The sequence below is a fragment of the Niabella aurantiaca DSM 17617 genome (genome assembly GCF_000374125.1).
Classification (GTDB): domain Bacteria; phylum Bacteroidota; class Bacteroidia; order Chitinophagales; family Chitinophagaceae; genus Niabella; species Niabella aurantiaca.
This window is the reverse complement of record NZ_KB893648.1, coordinates 115,023-129,636: the sequence shown is the minus strand read 5'-3', so window position 1 is coordinate 129,636 and position 14,614 is coordinate 115,023. Positions and strand designations below refer to the sequence as shown.

Sequence of the window (14,614 nt, the reverse complement as noted above, 5' to 3'; positions counted from 1 at the left end):
ATGACAGAAAGCATTCTTATTATTGATGACAATGAAGATATCCTGGAGTTCTTATCTGTAATTTTAGGCGACACTTACAAGCTGCATCTTGCAGCCAACGGGGAAATTGCGCAGACTATTTTAGACAAAGAGATCATTCACCTGATCATTTCAGATATCATGATGCCCGGCATCGATGGATTTGAGCTTTGCAGCCTTATTAAGTCAAATGTCGAATACTGTCACATCCCCATCATTTTGCTAACGTCGAAAAACACATATAAGGCACATATCGAGGGGCTGGAGGTGGGAGCCGATGCCTATATTCAAAAGCCCTTTTCATCAGAATTATTGCAGGTGCAGATCGTCAACCTGCTCAGGAACCGGAGAAAAATAAAAGATCATTTTGCCAGCTCCCCCTTTGAGGATGTACGGGTAATGGCACATTCAAAGACGGATGAGGCTTTTTTGAAAAAACTGGACGAATACATCCAAAGCAATATTAAAGAGCCCAATATTGACATCGACATGCTTGCCGAGCATATGTTCATGAGCCGTACCACCCTTTATCGCAAGATCAAATCACTTTCATCATTGTCTCCCAAAGAACTCATTGATATCACCCGTCTGAAAAAGGCAGCCAGCCTGATCGCTGAAAAAGAATTCCTGTTATACGAGATCTCAAAAATGGTCGGCTATAGCTCACAAAGTCTTTTCAGCCGCAACTTTCAGAAGCATTTTAAAATGTCGCCTACGGAATATTTCAACTCTCTTCCAAAAGCATAAGCTCCTTTCGCATTGCGTCACTGATCAACCCGGGGATCATAAATGGCTACGCCCACCCTGCTGTCGGCGCAGCCGTAGTACAGGAACCATTTGCTTTTGAAATAAACGAGTCCTTCGATAAAGACGGTGCCCGCCGGGTACTGGCCGCTTTTTTCAAAAGGCTCGGTAGGGACAAAAAAAGGTTGATCCAGGCGGCCGATGACCCTGGCAGGGTCATCCAGGTCAAACAATACCTGCCCTGCCGCATACGTATTGGCCGTGTAGTTGGTATCCCTGCCGGCGCCTCCTTTATTTTTTCCATTGTACAAAACCAGGATGCCTTTATCCGTAACAATTGCAGGAGGTCCGCACTCCGTCAGGTCACTGTCAAAATACCCGCGCCGGGGCCTTACTACGAGTTCCAGTTTGCCGCTTTCATCCACGGCGGGCTTCCAGTTCACCAGGTCGTCCGAGGTGGCGATATTCATAAACCGTTCGCCCCAGTACATCATATACTTTCCTTTTATCTTAACAATTACCTGTTTGCCATTTTCTATTTTTGTAACGATGGAAGCCGATTTGCAGAACAGGTCTTTAAACCGGCCGTTATACGCTTTCAGGAACGCCGGGCCGTGTTTCGTCCAGTTTTTCAGATCTTTTGAAGTGGCCACTGCCAGGCGCGCTACTTTGCGGTTCCATTGCGTATAGAATAGCACATACAGCCCCTCTTCCGTAACCGCAATGCGCGGATCCTCGCAGCCGCCCGGCCATTCATATTCCTTTTGTGCATCTTCATCGGGATAAAAGACCGGTTCCGGCCCTCTCTTCATTTTAATACCATCCCTGCTTTCTGCGATCCCCAGGCGGGAAGTCCGCTTGCCGATCCCCTTCCCGGATTGGTCTTCCGCACGATACAGCACATACAGTTTCCCGTTCTTTACGGCCGCTGCCGGGTTGAACACGTCCCCGGCCTCCCAGGCCAGCTTTTTTTTACTCATCGGATCGAGGAATACGCTTTGCGTATCCGGGGAAAGGACAGGATTTACATGGGCCGGCCGTATAAACGGACCCAGGGCCCAATCCGGGAGCGGGTGCTGCGCTGTTGCAAAAAAGGCAACGGGAAGCGCAACGATAACCAACAGCAACCTTAAAACGATACCATTCATTTGTGTGTTCTTTGTTTTGTCCGCCTCAGCGGCGCGGTCCTTATTTGCCGGATGGAATGCCCATACATGCTCCCGTATCAGCGCCCATCGCAGGCATTCCATATGCGCTAAAATTTCACTTCTGTTTCACCGGTGTTCAAAGCAGCAACCGTGAACCGTTTTGCTCCGCTCCATAACTCCTTTGTTACTTCTATTGTGATGTTCCGCTCTTCACCCGCCAGCAGCGAAAAGAAATTATCAGAATAGAACGTTGCCGGCAACAGGGCACCATCCTTATCCATTAACCGGACCTGGGTAAAGAAGGCGATCTTACCGGATGTATTTCTTACACGAAGATCCAGAAATATTTTCCCGTTTACCACTCTTTTTTTTGCCTTGCCGCTCAGCGTTGCCGGGGGAAGCCGGTTTATGTCTGAAAAACCCGATACAGCGGGACCGGTCATCGTCCAGGCGCCTTTGTAGGTATCCCGCGACCGCCAGTAAAAGGCCTCGGCCACTTCCTTTCCCGCAGAAGATCGGAGCACCAGCTTAATAAAATGCACCTGTGTGAGGGCGTCATTAAAATCCAGCTTCAATGCATCTTTTACCAACCCGTCGGCCGGAATATTGATTTGCTTTGACCAGGCCCGTACCAGCGTTGAGTTAAAGTCGTATAATTTTGCTTCCACCGTATAACCGGGAAAAGCCTTCCGGTAATCATTATACACCGATACCGTATTCTTATAATAATCAAACTGGGGGTGCAAGGGGGCTAATCCGTTCTGCGCATAATAAAGCGCGGCGGTAGGACGCAGGTACCAGTCGTACATCCGGCTGGCCGTTTGTGGTAACGGGCTGTTGTGATACCAGAAAAGGAAACCGGAGGCGAACCGGTCGCCCCAGTAAAATTTATTGGCATTCCATACTTCACAAATGGCCCGGTAGTTCATTGCCCCAACCAGTTGTGCCTTTTGCGCATATTCTTCAATAGAGGCTGATCTTCCAAACTGGCTCACGGCTTCCCTGTATTTGGTATTCATATTGTGAAAGCCGTTGCCGTCCAGGTAATTCCATACAGAATCGTTGATGGGCCAAAGGTCTTTCCCAGGCATCATTTGACGCAATGATTCCACCAGCGGCAGGCAGGGAGTACCGTATTCGGGATTGAACCCGTCTACGCGGCTGCCCCTCTGAGACGCCGTGTTTTCAAAATACTGCATGGGATTCTCATATTTATAGGGACTGCCATCATGTATGCCGCAACATTCAGATTGCTCCTGGTAGCCGATCGTTGAATCCAGTTCATGGATCACGGCCTTTGTTCCGGGAAGCTCTTTGGACTCATTGGAGGCAACATAGTAGGCTACCGAAGGATGCGAACGGATGCGCCGGACCGTTGCCCGGAGATTTTGAAAATACAGCGCCGTGTCCTGGGGAAAACGGGTATCACCGGTAATCCAGAATTCATTCCATACCAGCAGCCCCAATTCATCACAAGCCTGGTAAAACGCATCCGACTCCGCTATTCCACCGGCCCAGAGACGCAGCAGGTTAAAGCCGGATTGCTTTGTATAGCGCAGTTCGGTCCTTGTCCTTTCTGCTGAGCCGCGCAGCATGGCCTCCGGTATCCAGTTGGTGCCCCTGATGAATACCGGATGTCCGTTCACTATAAACCTGCGGGACCGGTCCGGCGTATTCCGGTCGGTCCGGATCTGGCGTACACCAAAACGGGTGGTCAGCTCATGCGCCACCTCCCTTCCCTGCCGGAACTGCAACTTCAGGGAGTACCGATGCTGATCTCCCTTATAAAGCGGCCACCATAATTTAGGGTGCTTCATTTTAAGCTGGGGATAATTATCCGGGCGAAAAACGATCTGCCGGGTCTCTCCCGACTGCAGCTCCACATCGGTCCCAAAGCGGATGCTGGTACCCGCAATCACCCCCGTAAGTGTTCCTTTTTGCCGGGTGTCTGTTGTATTTTTCACCTCCACCGACACAGTTTGCAGGGAAAAGCTGGTATCCGGCAGAGGTAGCCGGGTTTGTACAAAAGGATCCTGCAACACCACATTTCCGGTAGTGTATAGCTCCACATCCCTCCAGATGCCGGTATTGCGGTCGCGGATGCCGTCCGGTGCGGTAAAATCCCATCCAACCGACATCAGCATGGTTACATTTTTACCGATCGTGCCGTCGCCGCCATTATTATTTTCACCGACGGCCCCGGTTCTTTTTTTACTATTTCGATATACGTCGCCCGGAACATCAACCGGCAATACATCCACCGCCAAAACGTTGTTGCCGGTCCTGTTTACAACACTGGTAATATCAAAATTCCCAGCCTCAAACATGCCGGCCATCGTGCCCAGCTTTTGCCCGTTCAGCCAAATGGCCGCCCGGTAGTTGATTCCATGCAGCTTTAGCCATAACCGCTTACCCTTTAGTGAAGGAGGAACTCGAAAGGTTGTCCTGAACCAGTAATGATAAAACTCCCTGCCGGCCTCCTGCAGATCCGGGATCAGGCGGCGTGAGCGGCGGTTATTATCTCCATAGTAAGGGTCCGGATATACGTTGTTATGAACCAAACTGTTCAAAACCGTTCCGGGCACGATCGCCGGCAGCCAGCCATCCGGCTGATACGCTACAGAAGAGACCACTTCCCCGGAAGCAGCCTGACTCGCTTTTTGCATATACCAGGCAGGTCCCGAACTTAAAAAAACGGACCGCACCGCAGAGGGGTTCATTTCATGCCCGGCCTGCTGCGCAGTTGCCTGCAGCCATTGCAGGGCAACAATTACCGTAAAGAATAACCGATTGGATCTTAACATAAAAACAGATACACGCTGAAACATCATAAATGCAATGATCACAGATACCTCAGCCTGTGGTTAATAATTTATTCAGATACCCGGGATAGCTTTCCCGGTCATTCGATCCGTCGCCCCTGGTGATACTGTCTCCAAAGCACACGATCTGTTCTGTGGGAAGGCCATTGCAGCGTATACAATCAAATACCGAAAGCGCCATGGTATTGTTTCCGCCGATACCCCTGTTGAGCGCAGGCAGCTTTGCCGGCCAGATTGTTGCCAGCTTCTTTACTTCCGGTGGCCCTGCCTTCGCCAGGGAGGTTCCGGCGACAAGCCCGGTAACACAGGCAACCCCTTTTTCCAGAAAGTACCTTCTTGAATGATCCATTGCTACAAATTTATTGTCGTTGGTCCACCGGCACAAACAATACCGCATCTGCTGCAATAGCACCGTGCGTATTTTGGTTCGACAGCTCAACATAGGCTTTCCGCCCTTTATTCAATATATATTCCCCAAGCGCGACCCATTCGCCTGAGGTTTGGCCGGCTGCTTTTACTTCTGCACTCCGGATGGTCTTCAATACCGGACGCTTTCCATCATATACTTTAATTTGCAGTACATCCGACGCATTGCGCAGTCCCGGATAATAAAAATAGATCTCGTAGCTGCCGGGCTTTTTGATGTCCGGCTCAAAACGGACACGGGCGGCCGGTGCGGTACGATTCAATAGAAAAGAAGGTCCATATCCTCCGGCACCTTTTCTTTCCCATTGCCCGGTAATGATCTGCGCATCCACATCATCTATAAGGATCTCAGCAGTGCTTCCATCAGCCAACGGATCCGCTCGCAGTTGTTGCTGCAGCGCCCCGACATTTACGATCTGCACACTTCTTTTTTCGTCAATTGCCATGGAAGCGGCCGTTGCTGCCGACTGCGCCAGCACCATAAACACCGGTTCCATACGTATGGAGCCATAGGCGATATGGCTGGCCGACAGGCAAACCGGAACCAGCAGATTCGTACACTCTTTCTTATTGGGCGTGATCGCCCGGTAAGAAACAGGATATGGCTGTACACCCTTTAGCTGTACATCGCCTTCGTTCTTTACCATGCCGTTGACTACGATCCTTTCTGTGTTGTGCGAATCCATGGTATAAGCGGCCATCCCGATCCCGTCTTCCACCACTTCTTTCGCCTGGCAATTGGCTTGCGTCATTACATAAGCGCCCTCCATTCTTCTTGCCTCACGCACATACAATTGCGGGGTCCAGTGCTGTGTTTCCGGGTATTCATCTTTTGGATATCCCCACTGCAACATTTGTTTTCTCAAATGCAATGGCATGCGCGGATCATTGCCGATAAAATACAGCAGTCCCTTCGTATAACCGACATGCTTTTGAAAGATGCGCTCCCTTGTGGCATAATCGCCATCCGGGTAATCGTAATTCATCCCGATCATATCCGTGGAAAAAGGGCCCTGGTTGTTGATATCGGTTTTACGGTTCGGCATCCGGTCCATCTTCAGGATCTGCCCAAGCTGCTTTACCGGCCGCACCGAAAGATAACGCAGCAGTAACCCGTATTTTGCCGAATCGTAATTTACAGGACGCCCGATGGGCAGCCGGTTTTCAGGGTCGTTACTCAGGCAGATCCTGAAATTGTACGCCTGTATCTTTTTGTCTCCCGAGCCGGCTTCCTTCAACGGTTCATTGCTGATGCCCCATAGCAGCCCGCTCTCCGGCCTGCCCGGGATCTTATAGGGATCCACCCCATCGGGGAACTGGTGCTTCTCTTTCAGCTGCACGCCATTAACCGTTTCTTTATATCGGTCATTGGATTCCCGCCCGGTAGTATAACTTACACCGGCCCCCGCCATCAGGTCTCCTTCATAAGAACAATCAATAAACTGTCTGGCGTTTACCTGCAATGAGCCTGCAGAGCCATCGGAGTTTTCCAGCAAGACCGACCGGATCACCGTTCCCGCTTTATCAACGCGGTTTAACCGTTTGCCGTATAATACCCGGCACCCGGCTCTTTTTATGTAGCCCAGAAAAACAGCATGCGCCACTTTGGGCTCAAATATCCACTGCTCAAATCTTCCATAGTGTTTCCCGATGCGCCGGTAAAAATCCCTGGCCAGGCCGGTAACCACATATTTATTGCCGATGTCCGTAAAACCCAGTCCCCCGGACGACAAGCCTCCCAGCCGATGTCCGGGCTCAATGAGCACTACTGTTTTTTTATGAAGCGCCGCTGTGTAAGCAGCAATCACACCTGCCGAAGTACCACCATACACGCAGATGTCCACATCAATACGATTGGCCCGCACCCATGCAGGGATGATGAGCGCCAAATAAATAAAAATATATTTCATACCGTTTTAAAAGTTTCCGCTGCAATCTTCCAATGGCATTCAACCGCTAAAACAGCTCCGTTGGAAAGCCCCCGCGTTGCAAGTTATGCGAATCAAGGGTTGAAAAGATCTTCTAAAAAACGTTTGATAATGCCCCTTCTATTCTAAAAATCTTGCGGCGGCTTTTTCTATCTTTCCATTTCATCACATGAACACACCGGAGACAATAAAATCTCAAAAAAAGCAATAATGAGCATACCGCCTCATGATGATCCTTTTGATGTCATTGGCAAATCCCCCTTTAGGTTCGGTTATTTATCCATAAGCGCGGCCGCACACCACAGGTAAGGCGCCTGTCCGTGAAGATCGCCTGCGTTGCGCGGACGGTTATGATAATGCTGCTTGTCATTCTTTTTGCCGGTACCGATGCAAACCTCGGTTACGTTATTCCGTTCATCAATATACGAAACCATGGCCATCCATGCTTTCCGCGCTGCTGGAGCGTATGCAGCAGCATCTAACCACCCCTGCTGAACGCCCCTGATAAATGCGTAGGTGAACATTGCTGTTCCGGAGGTTTCCGGCCAGAAATCCGCTTCATCGATCAGCTGGTTCCACATACCATTGGGCCGCTGATAGTTTTTCAGACTTTTCATCATCGCCAGGTACCCTTCCATAATGCGCGGCCGGTTTGGATGGTCTTGCGGAAGGTCGCGCAGCAGGTCCGCCATGCCCACAGCCATCCAGCCATCGCCCCTGCCCCAGTAGTAGGGCACATCCGGAGCGTGATAGAAAAGGCCGTTGGGGCGTTGCAATTCGTCCAAATAAAGCACCATTTCCTTTGCAGCCCGGTCCACATATTTACGGTCGCCGGTTACTTTATATGCTTCGTTCTGCACCACAGTGATCATATACATATCGTCGATCCACATACGTGTTTGCCAGGAGTACCCCTTATCCGCCCAGTCTTTTTCCTGGCGCTTTGCATTGCCGGGTAATGTCCACTGTGCATCCGCGTAGGCCAAGCCGATCTTCCGGTAACGCTCGTCTTTAGTTATCTGGTACAATTTTAAGGCAAGACTGCCAAACATATTGTAATCCACATGATTCATGGGCGGCAATAATACTTTTTCCCTTGTAAAGAACGGTTCGAACTTGTCTTGCAAGAGCCTCATGAGCTTCCGGTCTTTTGTTTTCAATGCATAGTCCAGAGCTCCGTTCCAGGAGCAGACTTCCGCATAATGAATATACTTTCCGGCATAGAGCTCATGCCTGCCGTCCACGAAATGATAGGCCAGGCGTTTGCCCACTTCTTTTGGCGCAAACTTTTTTGGAAAGCCGGCCAGGTGATTTTGCTGGGCGAACAAAAACTGAAAAGAGCAAACCGCCAGCAGCGATACAAATAGCTTTTTATACATGATACTGTTTTTTATGAATCCTGTTTAAATTTTAATGAACCCGGAGCAGCGGGTAAGGTGATTGCAAGTGGCCGGTTCATCAGCGGGCCTTACAGATCCGCTGCCGGTGCCCGCCTTTCCGGGGTCTAAAGCAACAGAATATTTTCTAAATACGTTATTCAACCTTTTGCCGAATCGTTCCAAATCATCCACCGCTGTTTCTCACAACGAAATCTGTATAAAAGCAATAAAGAAAGAATCAAACTGTATTGCTCCGGCAAAAACGCTTTTATTTCTGCTGATTTACGGGTGCCGCCAACACCGCATTGGCTTCTTTGCTCCAATGCATTACTTTCTGACCGTATAGGGCCTGGTTCGCCAGATCAACACATATGGCTGTTTTTGCCCCAGTATAAACATTGGAGTCCGGCAGCCGCCCGGACCTTACCGCTTTGTAAAAATCGATCAATGCATACCAGGTGCCGTCCTTTGTAGGCTCCGGCAGGATCGGAGCGCCCCCTTCTTTACTCCATACAATTTTTGACGCCCCCGTTACCCCATCGATCAGTTCATTTTCGGGAGCCGTATTTTTCTCCGGTAAAAAAACACCCCGGTCAGTCAACAGGGAAATCGTGCCTTTGGTACCCTTTATCTTAAACAGGTATCCGTCATGAGCATTGCCGCAGGTGGCTCCAAAATTACCGATGATGCCTTCTTCCGGGTAGCGGAACATGACCTGCACATTGTCAAAGGTTTCGCGACCGTCTTTAAAAATATCAATACCGCCCGTTGCCTGAATGGCTGTCGGGTGTGCATCGAAGATCCAATTGATAAAATCGATCTGGTGTGACAGCAGTTCGGCCACCAATCCTCCTGAATACGCTTTATACATCCGCCAGTTGATCCGGCGCTCCAGGGACGGGTCCGGCACCGGCCGCCGCCAGTTCCCGTTCCGGTCCCACCGGCAGTCTACCTGGTTTACCTTGCCCAGCCAGCCTTTATCTATGAATTCCTTTACCTTGTAATACAGTGGTGAATAGCGGTACTGGTGCCCGACCTGCAGCACCTGTCCCCGCCGCTGTTCAGATAATTTCACCAGCTTTAATGCCTGTGGTATATCAAAGGTCATCGTTTTTTCGAGGTACAGGTGCTTGCCCGCCTGCAAGCTGTCTGCAGCAACCGGATAATGCAAATAAAGCGGCACGGCGATCACAACCGCATCCACATTGCTGTCGTCCAGCAGTTTCCGGTAATCTTTATACGCACGGAAAGTACCGGTCCCTAGCATTTTACGGGCGCTCTCCAATCGAAAATCAAGTGTATCACATATTGCCGTGATGCTGAACTGATCCTTCAGTTCCCGGATCACGTGCATCATTCCCCTGCCTCTGTCGCCGCAACCGATGATCCCCACTTTTATAACGGACTTCCTATTGCCCCCAAAAACACCCGAGTCACCGATGAGGGTACCGCCCGCTAACAATCCTGCGCCTTTTAAAAAAGTTCTTCTTTTCATATGTCTCCGTCTTCCAATCACTCATCCTTAAGTCTGAACACAGATACCTCCGCCAACCCGGGCTGCCGCTGGCTGTCATAGCCGGACTTAGGCACCAGTTTAAAATAGCGGAACTGCTTGCGTTGCGGCAGATCGATGAATTGCCGCAGCAGGTTGACATCATTCAACGTGAACAGTCCCATGCTTTCCCAGGTAGCATTATCATTGCTAACGAAGATCTCCAGTTCTTTTATTTTACGGTCCCCGTCTTTCTGGGAAATGATAAATCCGTCCACAGTAGCCGTTGCTCCCATATCCACCGTAACCCAGTGATCGGGGTAATCTGTTGCCTGTGTGGAGTAGCGTGTGATCCAGATGGTACCCAGGTTGTCGTCAATAATTCCGGACGCCAGGCGGCCGTTAACGGGCTCCTCCGAGCTGACGCCGGCGATGGACCACTTCGTCTTGGAATGGATATACCGCCAAGGCTCGCCGGATGGCCGCTTTTGCGGTGTTGTCATACTTGTAGGAAGGCCAAAATTTGGCGACCCGTCCGGGTTCCAGGTAAAACGCTGTATGCGCGGGCTGCGACCTCCGGAAGCGCCCTGGTTGGCAACGGAGCGCGCATGATAGATGATCCAGTCTTCTTTACCGTCGGGCGATTTGAAGAAGCCGTTATGCCCGGGTCCGAACACGCCGCTTTCCGACCGCATAGAAAAAACCGGGTGCACTTTCTTCGACCAGTCACCCGGGTTCATGGGGTCGCCGCCATCCCGCAGCGTCAGCATCCCAAGGCAATAGCCGTCTGACCAGTAGCCGCTGCCCGAATATAAAAGGTATACGCGGCCCTGTGGGTTAATGAGCACTTGCGGCCCCTCATTGATGGCGTTGCCATTTTTTTCCCATGCGAAATTGGGTGTTGAGATCATTACCTTCTCACCGGAGATGGTCCAGGGATTGCTCATTGCCGCAATATAAATACTTTGCGGCGCCGCACCGGCATTACCTCCCGACCAGATCATATACCGCTGACCGTTGTACGTGAGTATGGTACCGTCTATAGCCCACATATCTGTGGGGTCTGCCAGTTTTCCTTTAAACTCCCAGGTACCTTCAACGGGAGTCGGCGACGTATTTTCCAGCACGTACATGCGGTGATTGGCGTTTTGCCCGTTGTCACCGGCAAAATAAAAATACCATTTGCCATCGATCTCATGCAGTTCGGGCGCCCAGATATTTTTGGAGTAAGGCATCCCTGCAGGAGGTGTCCATACATCATGCCTGCGCGCCGATGCCAGCTCGGATAAATTTTTAGTTTCCAGGATCACCAACCTGCTGCCCTGTGTATAGGTATAGTAATAGATGCCGTTTTTCTGCACCACCCAAGGGTCCGGGCCACCCGGCATAACGGGATTGCTAAATGTACTATCCAGGGTAAAATCCGACCATTCATCTTTAGGCACTTCGGGCTCTTCCGGCTTCTGGGGTATCGGATCATAATAAGGCGCTTCCTGCGATTTCCTGCAGGCACCTGTTAGTAATATACAACCGAGCATACATACAGTTACTATGGATCGTTTCATTTGTATGTTTTTATTGATTTTTATTTCAAAGGGACCCTGCACATTACCATTGTATTGCCTGGTCTTCATCCGGTATCAGCGTGTTCTTCAGCCGCGCCATGGTCATGGAGCCTTCGGCCCTGTACCGGATCGGTGTACCGGGCACGGTGCTGATATCGTCATATTTATATTTGAGATATACCGTGCAATATTGCGTCACCAGGTATTTCTTGGTGGCATCTACCACCTCCCGGATCTGATAGGTAGGCTGACCCAGCATTTCAAAATTGATGGCGCTGTTGGGTGCATACACATTCAATGCCCCAACCTTATTGCCGTTGGGCTCCGTAGTGGGTTCCTGGAACTCCATAACAATTTTATAATCCCCCCTCGCTTCCGATTTTTCCTCAAATACACCCGCATAGAAAAAAACGGATTTTTCATCTACCACCGATGCCGTTCTCGTACTTGCCACGAGCGGATTTTTGTTCTCACCGTCAAGATATACGTTCATTGCGGTGGAGGAGTAATTGCCGGAATAATCGTTGAACGGTTTTACATAAAGCAAGGCTTTGCGCCAGCCTTTACGGTAATTGGAAATATATCCCGGATCGTCCTTTATAGTAAGGGGCAACACCCAGCGCTCTACCAGGTCCAGGTTGTTGAACTTGAACTTTATTTTATAGTTTTCGGTATGCGCGCCTCTGGGAATATAACAGGTAGGTGAAGGCAACTCAAAAAACTGGCCGGGCAGCTGCTTAAAATACAGATCGGTGCGGTACTGATATTTTTCCCGGTTAAAAATATTCAGCGTATCATCGTCCACTTCTATTTTAACATTCAGATCCTGCTGGCTGGGTTGCGATCCGCTTACTATAAGGGGCAGGTTGTATACGACTTCCCCGTTCTTATTATACCGGAGGTACACCTCGGAAACCCCCTCACTGCCAAGCCGGGCTTTAAACGAAACCATCTGGGTGTACAACTCGCCTTCCCATTCATTGTTGCAGGCGCTGAAAACAAGTCCCAGCGCTACCATTGCGACATATATGCGTAAACTTTTCATAATAAATCAAACATTTTATAATTAATCAAAAGAAGGCCAGCCCGGCGCCTGGGTCATGCGCCTGTTTTTTTGCAGTTCGTCCCAGTCAATGGGCCAGAAATACATTTTTCTGGAAAATGTGGTCTGCAAAAGCGGCACCCGTACCGGTGTATAAAAATCTGCGGCCCGGTCCCGGGTCATGAACACGTTGTAGCCGTATATCTGCTCCGCCTCCTCTACAGGAGCGTCCTTCCAGCGCCGCAGGTCATAGTAACGCTGGTTTTCGCCCAGCAGCTCTATCTGGCGCTCACGTTTTATCTTTTTACGCAGCTCTTCTTTGCTGCCGTACACAGACATATCATGGTTGGGCACGCCTGCACGGATGCGCACCTGTCCAACGGCTTTTTTCATTTCATCGATGTTCCGGGATATGGCGTGGGTGCTGCTGCCATCCCAGGAGGGGATGCTGTAAGCGCTACCCAGTTCGTTGAGCGCCTCGGCATACATGAGCAGGATGTCTGCATAGCGTATAGTGATTTCCACCTTGGGAAAAATTTTGCCGCCATTACCGGTGGCATTGTCCTTGGGGTTTACGTATTTCATCATGCCGATGCCGGTGGGCAGCCAGCGGTCCCCATTGATCATACCTTCATTTTCGCCGCGATAATAAAAGATCTGCTGGTTGGTAACCGACTCGGCGTTGTTCACGGCGCTGGACATGGTCCAGAGCGCACCACTAAATGCTACCGAAGCATAAAAACGCGGCTCGCGGTTGGCGAATTCCTTCCATACATTTGGCAGCAGCGGTTTAAAATCGTCCACTTCGCCGGGCTGCACGAACATATCAGCGCCGTATTTGTTCCGTATCTCCTGCCGGTTAAACGGCGTGCCATCGTTCATAGCATAGGCATCGCATTGCTTCAGGGTAATGCCGTGGCAGTTGTAGCCGCCCCCTATCTGAGGCATCTGGTGCCTCGCCAGGGAAATGACGCCATGATCTTCGTCGGTCTGGTTCTCGCCCCGGGTAAAAATCATTTCGGGGTTTTCGGAAGCGTAAAGGTCTCCGTTGAATAATGCCCGGTAAGATTCAAAGGGATCCACATTGGCCCAGCCATCCGGGAAGTCCTTGTCGGAGTATTCGGGATTATACGGAGGGAAGATAGTGGCCGGATAGTCAACCGTTCCTTTAAACTTGGGGGCAGCGATGTACAGCCGGTACACATTCAGGTCCATAACATCCTTCGCTGCGGCCGCCGCTTTTGCCCATTTTTCCTCCTTATACTGCTGATCAATCAGAGCCCTGCCTTCATCATCGGTAAAATCGGCCATTTCCGTATTGCCGTTTGCCAGCGGACTGGCGGCAAACAGCAGCGCTTTGGCGCGCGTGGCCAGTGCCGCACCGCGCGTAGGACGGGCAACGTTGCGGTTATCCCGTTTTAGCGGGAGGTCCTTTGCCGCAAGGGCCATTTCATCCGCGATAAAGGTTGCCACCTCATCGTAGGTGTTACGGGGGTAGGACAGCTCGTCATAGTCGGCATCATAGTCTACCCCTTTATCGGGCATAATGGGTACAGGGCCGTATTTGCGCAGCAGGAGCCAGTACAGGTAGGCCCGTATGAACCGCGCCTGTGCTTTATAGTCTGCCACCTCTTTTTCTGTGAAGGTACTGCCATCGCCCATGCTGGCGAGCATTACCGAAGCCTGCCGGATACCGTCATAGGCCTGCGCCCAGGACCACCGGAGCCAGGTGTAGTCATATTCCCCGAACTTGAACTGCCGGTACTGCTGACCATTATTCCCCCCCGATTCATTGAAGAACATATCGTCGGAATAATTGGTGATCGTGTAGTTCCGGTGCCCGATCTCGAGGTTATAGTTCAGCAACCGGTTGTAGCAGGTGCCGAGCCACTGCTCCGTATAATCCTTGCTCCTGAAGATACGCTCCTCGCTCTGGCGGTCATCAAAATAATGCTCCACATCAAGATACTTGGAGCAGGAGCTGAAAAATGCGATTACACCGGTCAGTAATATACCTATTGTGATTTGTTTTTTATTCATGGCCTTTTAA

At 50.5% G+C, this 14,614-nt stretch carries 10 protein-coding genes; 1 reads left to right on the top strand and 9 read right to left on the bottom strand.

The annotated features are described in order from the left end of the window. Nucleotides 1-765 (top strand): response regulator transcription factor, encoded by a 765-nt coding sequence (locus B160_RS0126375; RefSeq protein WP_018630976.1) that lies wholly within the window; start codon nt 1-3, stop codon nt 763-765. Nucleotides 766-782: 17 nt separating this feature from the next. Here B160_RS0126375 and B160_RS0126370 read toward each other — a convergent pair whose 3' ends face one another. The 9 genes from B160_RS0126370 to B160_RS0126330 form a co-directional block, all read right to left on the bottom strand. Then, nucleotides 783-2,012, bottom strand: a complete 1,230-nt coding sequence (locus tag B160_RS0126370) for a glycoside hydrolase family 130 protein (RefSeq protein WP_018630975.1) — start codon at nt 2,010-2,012, stop codon at nt 783-785. A gap of 5 nt (nt 2,013-2,017) precedes the next feature. Beyond that, a complete protein-coding gene (locus B160_RS0126365; protein ID WP_157558242.1) occupies nt 2,018-4,714 on the bottom strand; it encodes a beta-mannosidase in 2,697 nt (898 codons plus the stop codon). Between the two features lie 49 nt (nt 4,715-4,763). Beyond that, a complete protein-coding gene (locus B160_RS0126360; protein ID WP_018630973.1) occupies nt 4,764-5,081 on the bottom strand; it encodes an SGNH/GDSL hydrolase family protein in 318 nt (105 codons plus the stop codon). 10 nt (nt 5,082-5,091) lie between these two features. Further along, a complete protein-coding gene (locus B160_RS0126355) occupies nt 5,092-7,068 on the bottom strand; it encodes an FAD-dependent oxidoreductase (RefSeq protein ID WP_018630972.1) in 1,977 nt (658 codons plus the stop codon). Nucleotides 7,069-7,358: 290 nt separating this feature from the next. Then, nucleotides 7,359-8,465: a glycoside hydrolase family 88/105 protein gene (locus tag B160_RS0126350; protein ID WP_018630971.1), complete on the bottom strand. Its 1,107-nt coding sequence runs from the start codon at nt 8,463-8,465 to the stop codon at nt 7,359-7,361. 268 nt (nt 8,466-8,733) lie between these two features. Then, a complete protein-coding gene (locus B160_RS30200; RefSeq protein WP_040680526.1) occupies nt 8,734-9,960 on the bottom strand; it encodes a Gfo/Idh/MocA family protein in 1,227 nt (408 codons plus the stop codon). A gap of 17 nt (nt 9,961-9,977) precedes the next feature. Next, complete coding sequence (locus B160_RS0126340; protein ID WP_026310048.1) at nt 9,978-11,522, bottom strand: family 43 glycosylhydrolase; 1,545 nt, start codon at nt 11,520-11,522, stop codon at nt 9,978-9,980. Nucleotides 11,523-11,565: 43 nt separating this feature from the next. Then, nucleotides 11,566-12,567, bottom strand: a complete 1,002-nt coding sequence (locus B160_RS0126335; RefSeq protein WP_026310047.1) for a DUF4973 domain-containing protein — start codon at nt 12,565-12,567, stop codon at nt 11,566-11,568. Nucleotides 12,568-12,588: 21 nt separating this feature from the next. Continuing rightward, nucleotides 12,589-14,604 carry a RagB/SusD family nutrient uptake outer membrane protein gene (locus B160_RS0126330; protein ID WP_018630967.1) on the bottom strand — a complete coding sequence of 672 codons (2,016 nt, stop codon included), beginning with the start codon at nt 14,602-14,604 and terminating at the stop codon, nt 12,589-12,591. Between the last annotated feature and the right edge of the window lie 10 nt (nt 14,605-14,614).

Coding starts and splice junctions, on each gene's coding strand:
- B160_RS0126360 (WP_018630973.1), bottom strand. CDS start 5,081: ATGGATCATTCAAGAAGGTACTTTCTGGAAAAAGGGGTTGCCTGTGTT.
- B160_RS0126365 (WP_157558242.1), bottom strand. CDS start 4,714: ATGTTAAGATCCAATCGGTTATTCTTTACGGTAATTGTTGCCCTGCAA.
- B160_RS0126375 (WP_018630976.1), top strand. CDS start 1: ATGACAGAAAGCATTCTTATTATTGATGACAATGAAGATATCCTGGAG.
- B160_RS0126355 (WP_018630972.1), bottom strand. CDS start 7,068: ATGAAATATATTTTTATTTATTTGGCGCTCATCATCCCTGCATGGGTG.
- B160_RS0126335 (WP_026310047.1), bottom strand. CDS start 12,567: ATGAAAAGTTTACGCATATATGTCGCAATGGTAGCGCTGGGACTTGTT.
- B160_RS30200 (WP_040680526.1), bottom strand. CDS start 9,960: ATGAAAAGAAGAACTTTTTTAAAAGGCGCAGGATTGTTAGCGGGCGGT.
- B160_RS0126330 (WP_018630967.1), bottom strand. CDS start 14,604: ATGAATAAAAAACAAATCACAATAGGTATATTACTGACCGGTGTAATC.
- B160_RS0126370 (WP_018630975.1), bottom strand. CDS start 2,012: ATGGAATGCCTGCGATGGGCGCTGATACGGGAGCATGTATGGGCATTC.
- B160_RS0126340 (WP_026310048.1), bottom strand. CDS start 11,522: ATGAAACGATCCATAGTAACTGTATGTATGCTCGGTTGTATATTACTA.
- B160_RS0126350 (WP_018630971.1), bottom strand. CDS start 8,465: ATGTATAAAAAGCTATTTGTATCGCTGCTGGCGGTTTGCTCTTTTCAG.